General features: G+C 69.1%; 15 protein-coding genes and 1 pseudogene. 7 read left to right on the forward strand and 9 right to left on the reverse strand.

Annotated elements, in window-relative coordinates; all coding sequences use genetic code 11:
* Positions 1-58 precede the first annotated feature (58 nt).
* Entirely contained in the window at positions 59-1,447 is a 1,389-nt protein-coding gene (locus ACVJO7_RS32940; RefSeq protein ID WP_005456779.1) for a UDP-N-acetylmuramoyl-tripeptide--D-alanyl-D-alanine ligase, read from the forward strand.
* Here the strand turns inward: ACVJO7_RS32940 and ACVJO7_RS32945 are convergent.
* Together ACVJO7_RS32945 and ACVJO7_RS32950 are read right to left on the reverse strand one after the other, a co-directional pair.
* On the reverse strand, positions 1,352-2,485 hold the full coding sequence (locus tag ACVJO7_RS32945) for an L-threonylcarbamoyladenylate synthase (RefSeq protein ID WP_236808252.1): 1,134 nt from the start codon (positions 2,483-2,485) through the stop codon (positions 1,352-1,354). The genes ACVJO7_RS32940 and ACVJO7_RS32945 overlap by 96 nt on opposite strands.
* Before the next feature lie 134 nt (positions 2,486-2,619).
* Positions 2,620-3,936, reverse strand: coding sequence for a bifunctional folylpolyglutamate synthase/dihydrofolate synthase (locus tag ACVJO7_RS32950; RefSeq protein ID WP_005456777.1), 1,317 nt, complete (start codon positions 3,934-3,936; stop codon positions 2,620-2,622).
* A 256-nt stretch (positions 3,937-4,192) separates the two neighbouring features.
* Here ACVJO7_RS32950 and ACVJO7_RS32955 point away from each other — a divergent pair.
* Positions 4,193-5,183: pseudogene (locus tag ACVJO7_RS32955) on the forward strand (TerC/Alx family metal homeostasis membrane protein).
* Positions 5,184-5,592: 409 nt separating this feature from the next.
* Here ACVJO7_RS32955 and ACVJO7_RS32960 read toward each other — a convergent pair.
* Positions 5,593-6,072, reverse strand: a complete 480-nt coding sequence (locus ACVJO7_RS32960; protein ID WP_177242873.1) for a helix-turn-helix transcriptional regulator — start codon at positions 6,070-6,072, stop codon at positions 5,593-5,595.
* Positions 6,073-6,160: 88 nt separating this feature from the next.
* On the reverse strand, positions 6,161-6,658 hold the full coding sequence (locus tag ACVJO7_RS32965; protein ID WP_005456773.1) for a hypothetical protein: 498 nt from the start codon (positions 6,656-6,658) through the stop codon (positions 6,161-6,163).
* A 269-nt stretch (positions 6,659-6,927) separates the two neighbouring features.
* Between ACVJO7_RS32965 and ACVJO7_RS32970 the strand changes: the two genes are divergently transcribed.
* Positions 6,928-7,977: a TerC family protein gene (locus tag ACVJO7_RS32970; RefSeq protein ID WP_005456772.1), complete on the forward strand. Its 1,050-nt coding sequence runs from the start codon at positions 6,928-6,930 to the stop codon at positions 7,975-7,977.
* Positions 7,978-8,077: 100 nt separating this feature from the next.
* Entirely contained in the window at positions 8,078-8,485 is a 408-nt protein-coding gene (locus ACVJO7_RS32975) for a bacteriophage spanin2 family protein (RefSeq protein WP_005456771.1), read from the forward strand.
* A 424-nt stretch (positions 8,486-8,909) separates the two neighbouring features.
* Here ACVJO7_RS32975 and ACVJO7_RS32980 read toward each other — a convergent pair whose 3' ends face one another.
* From ACVJO7_RS32980 to ACVJO7_RS32990, 3 genes are read right to left on the reverse strand one after another with little or no spacing between them, the layout of a single operon-like run.
* Positions 8,910-9,245 (reverse strand): NUDIX hydrolase, encoded by a 336-nt coding sequence (locus ACVJO7_RS32980; protein WP_281245774.1) that lies wholly within the window; start codon positions 9,243-9,245, stop codon positions 8,910-8,912.
* Between the two features lie 48 nt (positions 9,246-9,293).
* Entirely contained in the window at positions 9,294-9,755 is a 462-nt protein-coding gene (locus tag ACVJO7_RS32985) for a transposase (protein WP_233520242.1), read from the reverse strand.
* A gap of 40 nt (positions 9,756-9,795) precedes the next feature.
* A complete protein-coding gene (locus tag ACVJO7_RS32990; protein ID WP_228714306.1) occupies positions 9,796-10,191 on the reverse strand; it encodes a transposase in 396 nt (131 codons plus the stop codon).
* Between the two features lie 338 nt (positions 10,192-10,529).
* On the opposite strand from ACVJO7_RS32990, the gene ACVJO7_RS32995 reads away from it, so the two are divergent.
* Positions 10,530-11,381: a universal stress protein gene (locus ACVJO7_RS32995; RefSeq protein WP_233520243.1), complete on the forward strand. Its 852-nt coding sequence runs from the start codon at positions 10,530-10,532 to the stop codon at positions 11,379-11,381.
* 78 nt (positions 11,382-11,459) lie between these two features.
* Here ACVJO7_RS32995 and ACVJO7_RS33000 read toward each other — a convergent pair whose 3' ends face one another.
* Positions 11,460-12,917, reverse strand: coding sequence for a potassium/proton antiporter (locus ACVJO7_RS33000; protein ID WP_187346933.1), 1,458 nt, complete (start codon positions 12,915-12,917; stop codon positions 11,460-11,462).
* A gap of 90 nt (positions 12,918-13,007) precedes the next feature.
* Here ACVJO7_RS33000 and ACVJO7_RS33005 point away from each other — a divergent pair, with 90 nt between their 5' ends.
* On the forward strand, positions 13,008-13,817 hold the full coding sequence (locus ACVJO7_RS33005) for a universal stress protein (RefSeq protein WP_491676204.1): 810 nt from the start codon (positions 13,008-13,010) through the stop codon (positions 13,815-13,817).
* Positions 13,818-13,923: 106 nt separating this feature from the next.
* Positions 13,924-14,523 (forward strand): Rv1733c family protein, encoded by a 600-nt coding sequence (locus ACVJO7_RS33010; RefSeq protein WP_112276278.1) that lies wholly within the window; start codon positions 13,924-13,926, stop codon positions 14,521-14,523.
* A 35-nt stretch (positions 14,524-14,558) separates the two neighbouring features.
* On the opposite strand, the gene ACVJO7_RS33015 is transcribed toward ACVJO7_RS33010, so the two are convergent.
* Entirely contained in the window at positions 14,559-14,729 is a 171-nt protein-coding gene (locus ACVJO7_RS33015; RefSeq protein ID WP_009151804.1) for a hypothetical protein, read from the reverse strand.
* Positions 14,730-15,567: the final 838 nt, after the last annotated feature.

Here is a 15,567-nt window from a genome sequence, read left to right on the forward strand (position 1 = left end):
CCCCGCAGACCCACCCGGCCGGCCCCAGCCACTGCACGTCCGAAGGAGCGTCACCACGATGATCCCCCTGACCGCCGCCGCGATCGCCGCGGCCACCGACGGTCACCTCGTCCCGGGGACCGACCCGTCGCTGCTGGTGACCGCACCCGCCAGCATCGACTCCCGCCAGGTCCACCCCGGCGGCGTGTTCGCCGCCCTCCCCGGCCGGCGCACCGACGGGCACTACCATGCATCAGCGGCCCTCGCCGCGGGAGCCGCCCTGGTGCTGGCCGCACGCCCGGTGCCCGCCCCTGCCGTCCAGGTCACCGACGTGACCCGCGCGCTCGGCGACCTGGCTCGCCACGTGGCAGACCGACTGCCGGCCACCGTGATCGGCATCACCGGGTCGAACGGCAAGACCACGACCAAAGATCTCGCCACCCAGGTCCTGGCACACCACGGCCCGGTCGCCGCCACAGACCGCTCCTTCAACAACGAGCTCGGTTTTCCCCTCACTGTCCTGCGCGCCACCCCCGACACCCGCTACCTCATCCTGGAAATGGGCGCCCGGGGCCGTGGACACCTCAGCTACCTGTGCGGCCTGGTCACCCCCCACGTCGGGGTCGTGCTCAACGTCGGCACCGCCCACCTCGGTCAATACCCCGACGGGCAAACCGGGATCGCCGCGGCCAAAAGCGAACTACTGACCGGGCTCCCCTCTGCAGACCACGGTGGGCTGGCCATCCTCAACGCCGACGATCCGCTCGTCGCCGCGATGGCCCCGCTCACCCCCGCCCGCACCCGCTGGTGGAGCCAGCGCCCCCACCCCAACGGCGTATACGCCCGAGATGTGCACGTCACGCCGCGCGGCCGGGCGTGCTTCACCCTGCACACTCCCGAGGGCACGGCACCCGTCACGCTCCGCCTGACCGGCCGGCACCACGTCGGCAACGCCCTCGCCGTCGCCGCCCTCGCCCTCGGCCTCGGCCTTGACCACCACACCATCGCCGATGCCCTGAGCGCCGCTGAACCCGCCAGCGGCGGGCGCATGCAAACCATCGTGCGGGGCGACGGGGTCACGCTCCTCCACGACGCCTACAACGCCAACCCCGACTCCATGGCCGCCGCGCTGACCACCCTGAGCACCATGTCCGCCCGCCGCCGGATCGCCGTCCTCGGCGAGATGGCCGACCTCGGCGACCACGCCGCTGGCGCCCACCACCACCTCGGCGTGCTCGCCGCACGCGCCGGCCTCGACGTCCTGATCACCATCGGCACCCGGACCGCGCCTCTGATCGCCGACGCGGCCGACACCGAGCACAGCACCCTCGACATCATCGCCGTTCCCGACAGCCAGGCCGCCCACGACGTGCTAAGTCGAATCCTTCGTCCCGACGATCTCGTCCTGATCAAAGCATCCCGCGCCGCCCACCTCGAACACCTCGTCGCCGCGCTCAGCAACCGCTGAGCAGCCCGGAGTCGCGGCCGTCTGGCTGCGCGACCCGGCCGCTCGGCGGAGCCGATCCGCGATCGCCAATCCGAGCCCGTCCGGGGTAGGAACCGAGGCCACCACGACCTCGCACTCATGCCGGTCGAAGTCACGGAGGAACTCGAAAAGCCGCCGCGCGTACCGCGCACCCGAGTCCGGCACCGCGATAACGCGCTGCCCGGCACACGCACCGGCACCGCCCGCGAACTCGGGCGGCAGCAGGACGCCGACGCGCCGGCCCTGCGCTGCCAGGTACTCGGCGTGGCCGATCACCTGGCCCGGCTCGACCAGGACAACCCGTGCCCTCGGCGCGTAGTGCGACGGATGCTGGCCCGGAACGCGTACGGCACTCCTCGCCCGCACCGGCACGGAGCAACCCAGTGCGCGCTCAAGATCCTCTCGTGTCACGCCGCCTGGGCGCAGTATCGCAGGTGCGCCGGTGAGGTCGACGATCGTGGACTCGACACCCACCGCACAGGGGCCGCCGTCCAGCACGTAGTCGACGTCGGCGCCCAACCCGTCGCCAACATGAGCAGCCGCCGTGGGACTGACCGAGCCGAAACGGTTGGCCGATGGCGCCGCCACACCGCCACCGAACGCCGTGAGCAGCGCGCGGGCGACCGGATGGTCGGGCACCCGCAGCGCGACCGTCTCCAGACCGCCGGTGACCGCGCGGGGAACACGGCGGCCCCGACGAAGAACCAGGGTCACCGGGCCAGGCCAGAAACGGTCAGCGACGCGGCGCGCCGCGTCGGGCACCTCCGCGACCCAGTCGGGGAGCTGACGCGCCCCGCTGAGGTGCACGATCAGCGGGTGCGTCGAGGGCCGCCCCTTCACGGCGAAGACACGCTCCACCGCGTCGACGTTCTCCGCGTCCGCGCCGAGCCCGTACACGGTCTCGGTCGGGAACGCGACCAGCCCACCCGCGCGCAGGGTGCCAGCAGCGCGTTCCACATCGAGTCCCACGCGCTCAGGCGCGATGCCTGGTTGATCCGACATCACCCGTTCACCCCTCACCACTGCAGTCTGACACACCACCGGCTCGCGCGATCACCGTTGCCCCCGCGCCGCCGGACCCATTTCGAGACCGGATCTCGTACCCTCTCTTCCCGATCAGCACGCGCGGCGCTCAGCCCGGGCAGCACGGGTGGTCACGTCACCAGCGCTCGCACGACGGGCAGCGCCTCGCCGATCACATAGAGCGACCCGGTAACTACCGTGAGCGTGCTATCATTCGCCGCCGCCGCGCGGCGCACCGCATCACCCACATCCGCCTCGACCGCGACCGATCCTGCGCCCACCGCCCGCGCGGCGGCGGCGAGCCTGGCGAGCGGCACCGCTCGCGGTGTCCGGGGCGAGGTGCAGATCACCCAGTCACCAGCCCCGACCCCCAGGGCACTCAGAAACGCCTCCGGCGCGCGGGTCCCGGTCATACCGACCACCACGGTGCGGGAGACGCCGTCGAACCGCTCCCGCAGCGCCCGTGCCAGCGCGGTGGCCGCTTCCTCGTTGTGGGCGCCGTCCATCAGCACAGGGCCGGGGGTGTGGACAAGCTCAAAGCGGCCCGAAGCCCGCAGCGCCCCGCAGACCGCCCGCACCACCTGGTCGGCCACCGGCCGGGCCAGCCACACCTCGGCGGCGGCCAACGCCGTCGCCGCGTTCGCCGCCTGCCACGGTGCCAGCAGACGCAGGAAAACGTCGTCATAAGTCGCCCCGGGCGTGAACAGCGACACCGTCCGGCCATCCGCGACCGGCGCGTCGGCGGCCACGCCGAAGTCACGATCCACGGTCACCACGCGCGAGGGGCGGCGGCCCAGGAACGGCGGGTGCATGGCCGGGTCCGCTTCGGCTAGCACCACGGTCGCGCCCTCAGGAACCGCGCCAGCCTCAGCCACGGCGTTGTCCCACCGCGTGTCACCGAAGTACTCGACGTGGTCGACGCCCACCGACGTGACCACCACCAGGCCGGCGCCGAGCGCGGCGGTCGCGTCGCCGCTGCCACCCAGACCGGTCTCGACCACCGCGACATCAACACGTTGGTCGGCGAACCAGCCCACCGCGGCCGCGGTCATCAATTCGAACCAACTGGGCCGCCCCAGCTCTGACGCGGTGCGCTCGTCCGCCACCAGCGGGTCGAGCACCGCCGCCAACTCGTCGTCGGTGATCGTGACACCATCGATGGTGATCCGCTCCTGCGGCCGGTGCAGATGAGGACTGGTGTACAACCCGACCCGCAGTCCACTGCCCGCCAGCACCGCGGCCAGGATCCGGGCGGTCGTGCTCTTGCCGTTGGTGCCGGCCACCAGGATCACCGGCACCCGCTGCTCGGGCCGGCCGAGCGTGCGCAGCAGCCGCTCGATGACCACGGTCGTCGGGGCCTGCGACACCACCCCACCAGCAGCGACCCCCACCCCCCGCTCATGGTCGACGTGACCGTCCAGCCACTGCCATACCCCGGCGCGCCTCACGCCACCGATCCTAGATCCACCCCCGATCAACCTTGACAGCCACATTCCGGCCAGTGACACTGCGTGCAGAGGGGAGTACTTCCCTAAGTGTCTGCCTGGTCAATACGGACACCCCATGGTGTCCCCGGGCGACCGCCCTCACCAGGGTGAAGGAGACCTCGAACGTCGTCCGTGCGCGGAGGTCTTCGTGCCCTTTCATCCCGTGGTGTCGTCTCTGTCCGTGGCCGCGCCCGCCGACTCGGTGGGGTCCTCGTCGATCGGGTCGCCCTGGTTGTGGGTCGCCAGCATCGCCGTAATACTCGGCCTCCTCGTCACCGATTTCGCCGTCACCCGCCGTCCCCACGAGGTGTCGATACGGGAAGCGATTGGCTGGTCGGTGTTCTATCTCACGCTGCCCGTCCTGTTCGGGATCTGGCTGTGGGCGGTGTTCGACAGCGGGCCGGCACTGGAGTTCATCACCGGCTTCGTGGTGGAGAAGTCACTGTCGGTGGACAACCTGTTCGTGTTCATGCTGATCCTGGCCGGGTTCGCGGTCCCGTCCCCCATTCAGCAACGGGTGCTGCTGTACGGCATCGCCGGTGCCCTGGTCCTGCGGGGCATCTTCATCGCGGCGGGCGCGGCGCTGCTGCAGGCAGGGCACCTGGGCGTTCCTCCTCTTCGGCCTGATCCTGCTCGTGTCCGCGGGCAAGATCCTGCACGAGGTGCACACCGGTTCGGCCTTCGCGGGCCGCGACGTATCCCAGATGCGTATCGTGCGACTGCTCCGCAGGTTCATGCCCGTCACCGACGACTACCGAGGCACCCGGCTGACCGTACGGGAGCACGGACGACGCGCGCTCACGCCGCTTGCGGTGGTGGTCGCCGCGGTGTTCGTGACCGACGTGGTGTTCGCCGTGGACTCGGTCCCCGCGGTCTACGGCATCACCGCGGACCCCTACCTGGTATTCGCCACCAACGCCTTCGCGCTGCTCGGCCTGCGCGCGCTCTACTTCGTGCTCCACGCCACGCTGGCCAAGCTCGTCTATCTCAACCACGGCCTGGCGGTCATTCTCGCGTTCATCGGTCTGAAACTGGTGTTGCACTGGGCCCACGGAATCTGGCCGGCCACCCCGCAGATCCCCACGCCGGTCTCCCTCGCTGTCATCGTGGCCATCCTCGCCGTCGTCATCGCGGCGAGCCTGCGCACCCGCCGCCGAGCCGAGCAGCACGTGATTGAGGCCGAGCAGCACGTGATTGAGAAGGACTGACCATGTTCACCATGCTCACCGGATTGCTCATCGACATCGCTGTCACGGCACTCATTCTGCTGGCGTTGGTCATCACCTGCGCAGCGTTGGTGCCGCCCCGCCCGCCACGATGAACACACGCCGTCCCGGGTGGCGTGTCAGTGTGGGGTGCGAAGCGAGAGGGGCGCTGGTCGTCGCGAGGTCCTGTCCGCACACCGCCCGGCCACGCCACGTAGCCCTTGCCAGGGCGTGCTTGGTGGTGCTGGCGTCGGTGGCGTGAGGTTTCCTGGACCCGCGCGGTGGGGCGGCGGGTGCCTGCGCCGGATCCGGGTCGGCCAGATCGTGTTGACGACGCGGGGCTTGGTCGTTGAGGTACTCCCCCTCAACGTCGAGAATGACGAACTGTGGTTCGTTTACCAAGGGTGGCGAGTTATCCGGTGCGGCGACGACGCGGAGGAGTCGAGGCGCCGTCAGCCGAAGCATCACGAGCATCGTCAGGGGTGGCGGGACCGACGGCGGTGATGAGGTCGGCGATGCGGTGGTGGGCTTCCAGCGGGTGGCGCAGATGGCCGTCGGGGTTGATGCGGTAGTGGTTGCGGCGGCCGACTTTGGTGCGCTCGATGTAGCCGCCCTGGATGAGGTCGGTGAGGATGAGCTGGACGGCGCGGGTGGTGATGCCGACCTTCTGGGCGATGACGGGCAGGGTCTGGTGCGGGTCGGCGGCCAGGCAGAGCAGCACGTGGGCGTGGTTGCTCAGGAACATCCACGACCCTGGCGTCTGCGACGCGGCGGCGTCGGCCGGTTCCGCACCAGCATCCACCACGCCAGAATCCACCGTGCCGGAGTCGGTGGGATCCGAGCCCGCTGGGGTGGGGAGGGCGTGGTCGGGTGGGGGTTCGGCAGGCCGCATGGGGCCGACCATAAGGCATTCCTTCCACTCTCGATGCCGCTGTCGGCGCGGGGTCCGGATCGGCGGGGAGCTGCTCGACCGGGTGTGATCAGACCAGCATCGCGTCGGGCAGGGTGTGCTCGTCTGCGCGGCGGATCCGCAGCCGAGGTTGAGTGAGGCCGAGCAGGTACTGGCAGGTCGCAGGCGTGAGGAGCTCGGCGCGAGGATGGGCGGGCAACACGAGCACGTCGGCGTCGTGCACTCGGCACAGTCGCAGCAGGGCGGCGGCCACGCGCCGATGCCGGCCGCCCGGCCCGCGACGGTGATGCCACGCGGTGGTGTGGATCCGCACGCCCCGCTCGGCCAGCCCGGATGACGGGAGCCGTGACAGCGCGGGAGCGAGCGCCGCGGCGGTGACCTGCTCCCGGCGGACCTGCTGCCAGGCGATCAGCCGCGCGTTGAGCGTGAGCCCCGGCGGCGGGTGCAGCACGGCGAGCACGAGGTGGCCGTGGTCGGCGATCAGTTCGACCGCCGCGGGCAGCTCGGCGGCCGGCGCGGGATCGGTGGCGTCGACGACGCAGACGAGGGTTGTGCACTGGGCGGGCATCAGCGGACCTGCTTTCCACGGCACGGATCGAGGAGGCCGCGCGCTGGCCTCATTTCCAGATTGACGAAGTACGGTTCGCCAGTCAAGCCTTGACAGGCGAACCGTATTTCGTCATTCTGGTGGTGCGGAGGGGAGTACCCACCACGTCCGGGATCGTCATTACGGCAGTTCGATGGCTGCCCGGTCCCGGCGCCACCGGACCCAGCGCACGTGCTCTGGCGGTTGGGGAGACCTCCGGTTTCACTCGACGTGACCGGAGGTGCTTGACTGTGGTTGTTCCGTTGTGGGCGTGGGCCGCGGTGCTCGGCGTGATCCTGGTGATGCTCGCGATCGACCTGTTCGCCCACCGCCGCGCACACGTGGTCGGGGTCCGCGAGGCCGCCGCCTGGTCGGCGGTGTGGGTCGCGCTCGGCCTCGGGTTCGGCGCGATCGTGTGGTGGGCGTGGGGCAGCGAGTTCGCCGCCCAGTACTTCGCGGGCTACGTGATCGAGAAGTCCCTCGCGGTGGACAACGTGTTCGTCTTCGCGATCATCTTCGGCTACTTCGCCGTTCCCCGCGAGTACCAGCACCGCGTGCTGTTCTACGGCGTGCTCGGCGCACTGGTGTTCCGGGCGGTGTTCATCGCCGCGGGCTCGGTGCTCATCGCGTCCTTCGCCTGGATCCTGTACGTGTTCGGCGCCTTCCTGGTCGCCACCGGTGTCCGGATGGCCGTGCACCGCAACGAGACCATCGACCCCGACCGCAGCGTCGTGCTGCGCCTGTTCCGCAAGGTCATCCCCACCACCGAGGAGTACCACGGGCAGAAGTTCCTGGTGCGCCAGGCCGGGCGCTGGGTGGCCACCCCTCTGTTGGCGGTGCTGGTGCTGGTCGAGGTCACCGACATCGTCTTCGCCGTCGACTCCATCCCGGCGATCTTCGCCATCACCCAGCAGCCGTTCCTGGTGTTCACCTCCAACGCCTTCGCCATCCTGGGCCTGCGCGCCATGTACTTCCTGCTCGCCGACCTGATGCACCGCTTCATCTACCTCAAGCTAGGCCTCGCCCTGGTGCTGGTGTGGGTCGGCATCAAGATGCTGCTGCTCGACCTCTACAAGATCCCCACCTGGTTCTCGCTGGCCGTGGTCGCCCTCCTGCTCGCCGTCGCCGTCACGGCCAGCTGGATCCGCACCCGCACCACCCCGGCCACCCCAGCGGCTGCCTCTGCCGATTCGCTGGCCGGTGCGGAGCCCGACACGGTCACGACCGAGCCAGCCCAAACCGGGGCGGCCGCAGCCGAGACGGCCCCGTCCTCGCCCACTGGCCTGTCGACGCGCGACTGACGCGCGTCGACCGCCCCGGTGCCGCCCACCGCTCACTCCCCCCACCAGCGGTGGGCGGCACCACCCCACAGACCCAGCCCATCCGGAAAGGAACCCGCTCATGCGCATCTCGACTCGATGGACCTCTGTGCTGCTCGGCGTGGGCGTCGTGGCGGCGATCAGCGGCTGCGGCGCTGTCCAGCAGGCCGGCGACACCGCCGGTTCGGCCGCGGACACCGTGACCGGCGCGGTCGCCGCCGCCGAGGTGTGTAGCGACGCGCTGGCACTGGTCGCCAACCCGCCCGACCTCAGCGCACCGCAGGCCGCACTGGACCAGGCGCACACCACCGCCACCGAGCTCACCGACCTGGCCGCGACCACCAGCGACACCGACATCGGCCGCGCCATCACCGACCTGGCCGCCACCCTGCAGACGGCCACCCTGGACACCCTCACCAGTGCTCCAGCCGCCTGGCTGCAGACCAGGGCCGATCAGGCCGCCGCGCTCACCACCGCCTGCGCGCCCTGACCAAGTAGGGTCACGGGCACGACAGGAAGCAGCCCGTGATGAGCACCGTCGGCGACCCCGCTGAACGTTCGTCGGTCGTCCCTCCCTTCCAGGTGAGCGGCCCACTCGCAGGCGAGGTCAGGTTGTCGAGAGCTCCACCCCAAGCTCCTGGGCGAGGGTTTCCTGGGTGAAGCCGAGAGCCTCGCGCCGTGCTGCGAGAGCATCTCGTCGTATCGCCATAATCACTCCCAGATTCGCTAGCGCACCCACGCTACCCGGCGTTGATCGGACCTGATCAGCGGCCATGTCAACGACGAAACGGCGGACGTTCACGTCCGGACGTGCGACCCAGACCGCCCATGAAAACGCCAGAGCGGGATGGTGCTTGGGACGATCTGTGCTTGTCCGCAGGGGCCGCCACCAACTAAAGCCCCGCCCGACAGGATCAGCGCGCCTCGACCGCGTGCTCTGCCGCGAGCCTGCGCACATACGCGCGGATTCGGTCGCGATCCTCGGGGAACACGCTCTCCCACGATTCGTCCAGGTCGACCCACTTCGGCGGCTGTCCCTTCTCCCCGCCGAGTGGCGCGTCGCGGTTGATGACGGCTCCGTAGGACAGGCTCAGCGTTGGCGTCCAGTCGGCGCGGAAAGAGCGGACAGCGACGGCCGCCGGCACTGACAGCAGCTCGCCCAGCAGGCCGGTCTCCTCCAAGAGTTCACGGGCTGCTGCGGCTCGAGGCGTCTCGCCTGGCTCGACGGTTCCGCCGGGTGTTAGGAACAGTTGGCGGTCTCACTCTTCTGCTGTCTCAACTGGCGCGCACGTCGAGGGCTAGGGCGTGTCTGACAATGTCTTGGTCCAAGTGATGACGGCGTGGAGAACGACCGCGCAGCGATAGACGATGGCGAGTTTGTCGTAGCGAGTTGCCAGGCCACGCCATTGTTTGAGCAGGGCGATGCGCCGTTCGACAACGTTGCGGCCGCGATAATCGACCGCGTCGAGGGTGGGCGGACGGCCGCCGCGGGAACCGCGGCGGGTGCGGTGCCCGGCCTGGTCGGCCGGCTCGGGGATCACCGCCGTGATGCCGCGATCGCGCAAATGCCCCCGGATCGCTCTCGAGGAATAAGCCTTGTCGCCGCGGACACGGTCGGGCCGGGTCCGAGCTCGACCACGTCCGAGGCGAGCGACACGCAGTTGCCGCATCAGATGCGGAAACATCGGCGCGTCCCCGGCCTGGCCGGGCCCGACTAACGTCACCAGCGGGCGGCCGTTCCCGTCGACGAGATGGTGCACTTTGGTGCTCCAGCCGCCACGAGAGCGGCCGATCGCGTGATCAGGCGGCTCGTTGTGCAGATCCGTGTAGTTCGACCCAGCCCCCTGTGGGGCGGGTGATGTTGGTGGCGTGCTGATGCGCACGCGCGATCGTGGAATCCACCGACACCGACCACTCCACCAGGCCGGCCGAGTCCGCAGCAGTCAGCAGACGTTGCAACACGGTGTCCCAGGTGCCGTCACCGGCCATCCGGCGGTGCCAGGTCCAGATCGTCTGCCACGGGCCGAATACCGCAGGCACATCCCGCCACGCGATCCCGCACCGATACCGGTAAATGATCCCTTCGACCATCGACCTCGCATCCGAGAACGGTCGGCCCTGCTTGCCGGTACGCACCGGAAGCAGGTCCTCGATCAACGCCCACTGATCATCTGAAAGCAACTGGAACCGCGACACCCGAACAGCATCTCAACCACCCGCCAACACCATTGTCAGACACGCCCTAGCTGCGGCGTCGACATCATCTCTTCGGTCCGTGCAGGACGCGTTTGGTCTTGGGCAATTCGATGTGCGGGCTGACGCTGCTTCGTTCAGCGCGTGAATTTCGCTGGCGCCGTTGGTCATGAGCGGGCGCCGCTCGCGCAGGCGGCCCATCCAGACGTCGCCTTACTATGGATGCCCGAGGAAACATCCGTCGCCAGCCGCCATCGGCTTGCCGATGCATTGGCCCGGTTCGACTTCGGTCGTGGGCGCCGGACGGTCGGAGGGGGCATTGTTCGCAGGGAGGGAGTGTGATGTCGATGGCCGCCGCACCAGTCCGCCGGGTGCTGGTCGCCACCGATTTGTCTGAGCAGGCGGGCTTGGCTGTGCGGAGGGCCGCGCAGCTGGCCGCCGAACGCGACGCCCGGCTGAGCGCCGTCAATGTGCAGCCGGCCGGGTTGAACGAGGAGCTGAGCGAGTTCGCCCACGCCCGCCTGCGCTCACACCTCGACCGGTTCATCACCTCCACGGTCACGGAGGCCGTCGTCCGCCACGGTCACGTGGCTTACGAGATCCTCGCTGAGGTCACTGATCGCGACGCGGACCTGCTGGTCGTCGGCGCGCATGGCGGCCACCGGCTGACCAGCCCGGTCCTGGGCAGCACTCCCGGCAACCTGGTGCGGGCGAGCCCGGTTCCGGTTCTGGTGGTCAAGAGTCCACCCGATGGGGAGTACCGCACGGTCGTGCTCGCCGTCGATAGCACAACTGTCTCGGCAACGGCGGCGCACACGGCGGGCGCGCTCACGCCGTACGCGGACCACATCGTCGTGCACTTTGCCGTAGTTGTCGGCGAGACGTTGATGCGCATGCACGGCGCCAGCGAGCAACACTTGGCCGAGTTGCGCGAGGTGAGCACCGAGCAGGTTCGCGTCGATATCGAGCGCGTGGCCGCCGAGCTGACGCCCGCTGCGTCGCGGGTGGTGATCGCGTCCGGGCGTCCGCAGACGCGTTTGCCAGAGCTGAGCCGCCACCACGCCGCCGATCTGGTCGCCGTCGGTACCGGCGCCCGCTCGTCGCTGGGCTACACCCTGCTCGGCAGCGTTGCCCAGCACGTGTTGCGGGACGCGTCATCGGATGTGCTCGTCGTGCCGGCCAGGAAGGACTGAACTGGAGCTGCACGTGTTCCCGCTATGTTGCGATCATCCTGGCCATCGCCGCCTGTGTGGGCGTTGCCTGATCACCGCTCATTCTCCGCGGGCCCAGGTAGTGACGAGTTTGGAGGCGTCGGGTTGGCGGGGGATCGCGACGATGACGAGGTCGCCGTCTCGAAGCCGGGTGCGTGGGGTGGGGATCAGTGTTCGTTTGCCGCGCATGATGGCGGTGATGAGTCCGTGGGGTGGGGTGATGTCTTTGAGTTGTTTGCCGGCGATGTGTAGGTCGGGGGTGACGCGGACTTCGATGAGTTCGGTGTTGATGTCGCCGATGGGAACATCCTCGGCCACCGAGGTTGTTGTAGGGGACTCGCCGCGTAGTCCAAGCCAGCCCGCGACGGTGCTGATGCTGACGCCCTGTACGGCCGCGGAGACCAGGACCACGAAGAAGACCATGTTGAAGATGAACGGGCCATCGGGGTGGCCGGCGACGAAGGGGAACGTGGCGAGCACGATCGGCACCGCGCCGCGGAGTCCGACCCAACTGGTGAACAGCAGTTCCTGCCATCGGTACCGCAGCCAGCCCAGGGTCAGCAGGACCGCGATGGGGCGGGCCACGAACACGAGCACGAACACCACGGCCAGCCCGGGAACCACGACCGACGGCAGTTGTGAGGGGAAGACCAGCACGCCGAGCATGAGGAACAGCCCGACTTCGGCGGTGCTGGACAGTCCTTGGTGGAAGGTGCGGATCCCGCGGCGGTGCAGCGGGACCCGGGCGCCCACCACCAGCCCCGTGACGTAGACGGCGAGGAAGCCGGAGGCGCCCACCGCCGCGGCGGCACCGTAGGACAGTCCGGCGACGCCGAGCGCGAGGACCGGATAGGCGCCTTCGGGGCCGAGGTTGGGGCGCATGAGCATCCAAGTGCCGGCGAGGCCGGCCAGTGCGCCGACACCGAGGCCACCGCCCAGTTGCAGCAGCGCGAACGTGACCCAGTCGCCAATTCCGGGATCGGCACGCCAGGTCTCGATCAACCCGATCGTGAGCATGATCGCGATCGGGTCGTTCGCACCGGATTCGACCTCCAGTAGCGAGGCCAGTTTCCGCGGCAGCGGGGCCCGGCGCAACATGGCGAAGACCGCAGCGGCGTCGGTCGAGGCCACCACAGCGCCGATCAGGAACGCGGTCAACAGCTCCACATCGAGCAGGAGATACGCACCGCCACCCACCACGCCCGCGGTGATGAGCACGCCGACGGTGGCCAGCAGTGAGCCAGGCAGCGCTGCCTGCCGCAGATCACCGGGTTTGGTGGTCAGCCCACCCTCATACAGGATCAACAACAGCGCTATGGTCCCCCCGATCTGGGCGACACGCGGGTCGGACAGACTGACCAACGCGAGCCCGTCGTCACCGATGACCATGCCCAGCACGAGGAACAGCAACAGACCGGGCAACCGCAGCCGGTTGGCGAACCCGGCCGCGAGAACACCACCCACCAACAGCACCGCAACCAGCAGGATCCACCAGTCGGCAGGTAATTGAATGCTCATAGCTCCACGGTTTCCGGTGTCCACATACGATCACGACCCTACCCAACACATCAGGTCGAATCGGGCAAATGGTGCAGGTCGGAGGCTGTGATGGCGGACGATAAGCATGTCGTCTCCCGTGTGCTGGTGCCATTGGACGGCACCGACGAGGCGCAGCGGGCACTCCTGCCCGCACTGCGGGTTGCCCAGACGCTGGATTGCCCTATCGAGCTGGTCACCGTCTACGACCCGGTCAACGGACGCTGGGCCCGTGACCTCGACGACATCGCCGAGCTGTTGCCCTACGACCAGGTCGAGGTCGCTGTCGTCGGCGCCGGATGGCCGGGCGAGGTGATCGCCGACATGGCCGGCGAGAACCCCGGAACCCTGATCTGCATGTCGGCGCAACACCGCGACGAGGTTGATCGTCTCGTCCTCGGCAGCGTCTCCGCGCATCTGCTGCGCACCAGCCGTGCGCCGACCCTGGTGGTCGGTCCCGGCTACGAGCTTTCGCGACTGCCCCGCCGCTATGAACGTCTCGTGGTCTGTCTCGATGGCTCCGACCGTGCCGAAACAGCCCTCGCCGTCGCCACCACGTGGGCCCGCCTCTTCGCTACCGAGGTCGAGCTCGTGCACGTCGCGTTTCCGAGAGAAACCCCGGGAAACCTGGAAGCTCTCGGAGCGGGCCTGTCCCGAGCTGTCGACGCACTGGCCGATGACGGTGTTCAGGCCAGTGCCACCCTGCTCACCGGCGACAATCCCGCCGCCAGTATCGCCGAGCTGCTCCAGTCCCGCCCGGCCACACTCGCGATCACCGCCACACACGGGAGTACCGGGCTCACCCGACTCCTGCTGGGCAGCGTCACCACTGAACTGCTCACGCGCAGTCCCACCCCCGTCCTGGTCGCTCCCGTCACCTGAACGCATCTCCCCAGGGCAGCGGTGATCAACATGTCCGATGCCCGTGTCAGTCGTACCCTGAAAGGTGGCTTCAACCGGCGATCGGGACCGGAGGAGGTCGCCCGGCATGCCCGATACCTCCATGTACCTGTTGCGGCTCGCCCGGCGTCTCCGCCCGGGGCGAAGCCCTGTGGCGCGAGGCTCCGACCGAATCGAGGCCGCTGCTCTCGTGATCGTTGTGCTGCTGTCGCTGCTGACCATCCCCGTTGTCGTTACTCACGGGCAGCGCAGCTACGCACACAACCGCCAGATCGCCGAGGAAGCGATGGCCAGCCGGTACGAAACCACGGCCACCCTGCTCGCCGACGCCCCATCGAGACCCCGAGCTGGGCGCGGGCCAGTCAGTGAGAACGGCACGCGCGCGCAGGCCCGGTGGACCACATCCGAGGGCATCGAGCTCACGGGGGCTGTCCCGGCCAGTTCCGGGATGTCCGCGGGCAGCGAGGTACCGATCTGGATTGACACTGCTGGCGAGGTGACGTCGTCACCCGCCACGCCGCAGGACGCCGCCGGTCATGCCGCAGCCACCGCCATCGCTACCTGGCTGATTGTGGTCGGCGCGTTGTCGGCCGCCTTCTGGCTCCTGCGGGCAGGACTTGACCAGCATCGCTACGCCCACTGGGCACACGAGTGGGCACGCCTGAACACCGGCCACGGCCCGCCCTGAACGCCCCAACCGCGACGACGGCGCGCGGGCCGCGTCTAACCCCAGGACAAGGTCGTGTACCAGAACGTCAGCACCGCACCCGGCCCGAGCAACACACAGAGACCAATACCGCCGTAAAACGGCTTGTCCTTCACGAGCATCGCCACCATCAGCACGGCCGCGGCCACGAGCGAAATGATCAACAGTGCCAGCACGACAACAGACATGTTTCGGTCCTCCAGGAACCAGGGGTAGAGCCGGATAACGCCGCCATCCGCCCAGCACATGGCGGGCTGAACGCACCCAGGACAGTGGTTAAGAGAATTACGGGATCACCGGCCCGCTCTCGATGGGGCCAGGCAGCACAGTCACGTCGCAGAATGCGCGCAGCAGCGACGTGAACAGCGTCAGGCTTGGATCGTTCCGTTCACGCGGACCGGGGGCGCCCGACACGATTGCCGTGTCGACGCCGCAGCCGCTATCCCTCCAGCGCCGACCTTGCCGGCCGAGCATCGCTGCAGGGAGCATCCACGGTTCGTGCCCGGGCCCACAGCCCAGCAGGTCTCCGGTAGCGCCGTGGCCAGCACATGTCGCGCCGCCTCCGACAGGTGCGGCCGGTCATGAAGACCTTTGTCCGGCGACGGCACAGGCGACGCGGATTCGCCAATCACCGACACCGGGTGCTGCCCGGCAAACCCGCCGTCGGTGCTGTGCGCTGGAGCCGCACTCATCCCGAGCAGCATCACCAGCAGAGCAAGCACGAGCCCGAATCGGCCCATCCTCGCCCGTGCCTGCACCCGACCGGCTCCTCAACAACGAAACATCCTTGGCCGACACACCCTACGGGCAACGTCAGAAAAGTCGAGGCGCACCCTCACAGGCTGGTCCAGAAACATCCGGCGGAGCCTCACAGCTCAGCCTAGCGCCGCGCCACAGACACAGACCGGCCCGCGGCCCAGCGTGCGTAGACTGAAGCGCCCCGGGTTCAGTGGAGGCCGGGTTCTCCCGAGCGTTGCTTGTCTCGGGTCTGTCGGTGAGCGTAGTAGTTGTTCTCGTACTCGACCG

The sequence above is a fragment of the Pseudonocardia sp. DxW genome, from assembly GCF_058448985.1.